A 2,583-nucleotide genomic window follows, 5' to 3' on the forward strand; every position below is an offset into this window, starting at 1 on the left:
AAGAGTATCCATACTTTATTCGCCAAGTTAAACGTGCGAATAAAGAAGCAAAACGATACAACATTCCATCGCAGCTACTAAAAATAAAAGCTAATAATATTACTGATAAATCCACTCAACTTATGAGTTATTTAAGTGAAGCACGCCGTGGTTTAGACATTTATTTGTACGATAATCAAAATCAGGTATTACTGCTATTAATGCCATTAGCTGATGAGCTTGAAAAAGCAGGGTTTATCGCCCGAATGAACACTTGGTGTAAAGAGCGCACTGGTAGCACTTTAGCTGAGCTTGATATTGTTATTGAGCAGCAACTTGCACTACCTATAAGCTCAGATGACATAAAGAGATTGGTTTCACTTTCATGATTATAATTATTGTAGCGGCTATATTAGGGTGTATTTGTCAGTACTTTGCACTAATAGAAGTACTGGAAACACCTGATTGGTTTTTAGCTATATTATTGCATGCTATCGCTAGCATCTTTTTTGCTATTGTTAGTTATGTTTTTATACCTAAAAAATACAAAACGACTCCTTATAGCTCTTTGCTACTCATGTTTTTATTATTGTTTACATTACCAGTACTTGGAATTATAGGTGTTGTAGTAGCGCTTACATTTGCTCTTTGTAAACCTCTCAAGAATGACGAGATAGAAATAGAGGAGCATAAAATACCTGAGCTTCCTTTTGAAGCCAGAGCAATATCAGCAAATCCAACCTATTCAATTGGTGGACTTAAAGCAATTTTGAAGCACGCTAATGAGCCAAATAAGCGTTTAAGTGCTGTAATGGCGGCTCGTCACATGAGTGACTCACAAGCTATTCCTATTTTAAAGCTAGCACTTAAAGATTTAGAAGATGATATTCGCTTGCTCGCCTACTCAACCCTTGATGGTAAAGAAACCAAACTTAACGAAAAAATCAGTTTGTATCAGCAAGAAATAGCAGTTACAACTAAGCAGCCAAAATTGAGTCATTTACAAAAACAGCTAGCCGAACTTTATTGGGAACTGAGCTATTTAGGCTTAGCACAAGGCGCACTGCGTAAATACGTTTTAGAAAAAGCAGAAGCACTTGCATTGCAAAGTATTGAGCACGTAAAAACACCTGCAACTTTTATATTTTTAGGGCGTATATCTTTAGCCTTAGACAAATACGAAATAGCCCATGAGTATCTACTTAAAGCAACTGAGTTTGGTATGGCAAGGCGCCATGTATTGCCTTATAAAGCCGAAGTTGCCTTTTGTATGAACAAGTTTGACGACTGTAAACGCTACTTAAAAGAACTCCCAGAACAACCTAAGGGCAGTGAATTACGTCATTTGCAGGAGTATTGGCATGAGTAATAAAAATGCAGACATTTTACTGCTTTTAGAAGGCACTTACCCTTATGTACGTGGTGGCGTATCTAGCTGGGTTCATCAAATAATTGAAGGGTTACCTCATTATAACTTTGAGCTTGTTTTTATAGGTGGAGCACCAGAGCATTATGGCGAGATTCAATATACTTTGCCTGAAAACGTTACCAAGCTGCATGTTCATTATTTAGTGGAAAATGACACATCTGAAATAAAAGCTAAGCATGGCGTTAAATATAAAAAAGAGCTCTTTGATTTTTGGCAGCAACTACAAAATTATTTTAGGGATTGTGATGAGCCCATCCCAACTGAGTTATTAAAGTTTGCATTTGAGACTTTGGCTAAAAAAGACGGTATTAACGAAGCCGACTTTTTATATAGTGAATCATCGTGGCAAGTACTCACCAATTACTATTCAACTTTTTGTGATGAATCCTCTTTTATTGACTTTTTTTGGTCATACCGCAATTTATATAAACCGCTATTTAAAATAGCCGAAATTGCACGTGGACTTCCAAAGGTTAAACTTATTCACTCAATATCTACTGGGTATGCTGGTATTTTAGGATCTGGTGCCAGTGCAATAAGCGATACTCCCTTTTTGTTGACCGAACATGGTATTTACACCAAAGAGAGAAAAATAGATCTTATTCAAGCCAGTTGGATTAAAGAGTCTGAGCAAAGCCTAGGTAAAAACTTAAATACCGAGATGGGCTTTATTCGCCGTATGTGGATCAGCTTTTTTGAGCAAATCGGCCGAACAACATACCAAGAAGCAGATAAGGTCATTTCGCTATACGACGGTAACAGGCAGCGCCAAATAAAGGATGGTGCAGCGCCTGAAAAAGCATTTGTTGTACCTAATGGAATTAAAACAGTGCGCTTTATTGAAGCGCTTAAGCAGCGTCCAAAACAGATACCATCAGTTGTTGGATTAATTGGACGTGTAGTGCCTATAAAAGATATTAAAACCTTTATACGTGCGATTAAAGAGGCACAATCGATGCTGCCTGAAGTAGAAGGCTGGATCATCGGCCCTTATGAAGAAGACCCGCAATATTACAAAGAGTGTGAACTACTTGTAGGCAGTCTTGATTTACAAAGCAGTGTAAAGTTTTTAGGTATGCAAGATATTACCAAAATTTTGCCTAAGCTCGGAATTGTAGCTTTAACCTCGATTTCCGAAGCGCAGCCTTTAGTACTTTTAGAAGCAATGGCGGCCG

General features: G+C 37.6%; 3 protein-coding genes. All 3 read left to right on the forward strand.

Annotated features, from left to right (window positions below; genetic code table 11):
* Positions 1–368: PelD GGDEF domain-containing protein (locus L652_RS0103040; protein ID WP_024603272.1), on the forward strand; the 368-nt coding region annotated here is incomplete at its 5' end.
* On the forward strand, positions 365–1,348 hold the full coding sequence (locus tag L652_RS0103045) for a hypothetical protein (protein WP_024597303.1): 984 nt from the start codon (positions 365–367) through the stop codon (positions 1,346–1,348). The genes L652_RS0103040 and L652_RS0103045, both read left to right, overlap by 4 nt.
* On the forward strand, positions 1,341–2,583 hold a 1,243-nt coding region (pelF, locus tag L652_RS0103050; protein ID WP_024603273.1), incomplete at its 3' end, for a GT4 family glycosyltransferase PelF. The genes L652_RS0103045 and pelF, both read left to right, overlap by 8 nt.

The sequence above is a fragment of the Pseudoalteromonas sp. TB25 genome (assembly GCF_000497995.1).
Classification (GTDB): domain Bacteria; phylum Pseudomonadota; class Gammaproteobacteria; order Enterobacterales; family Alteromonadaceae; genus Pseudoalteromonas; species Pseudoalteromonas distincta.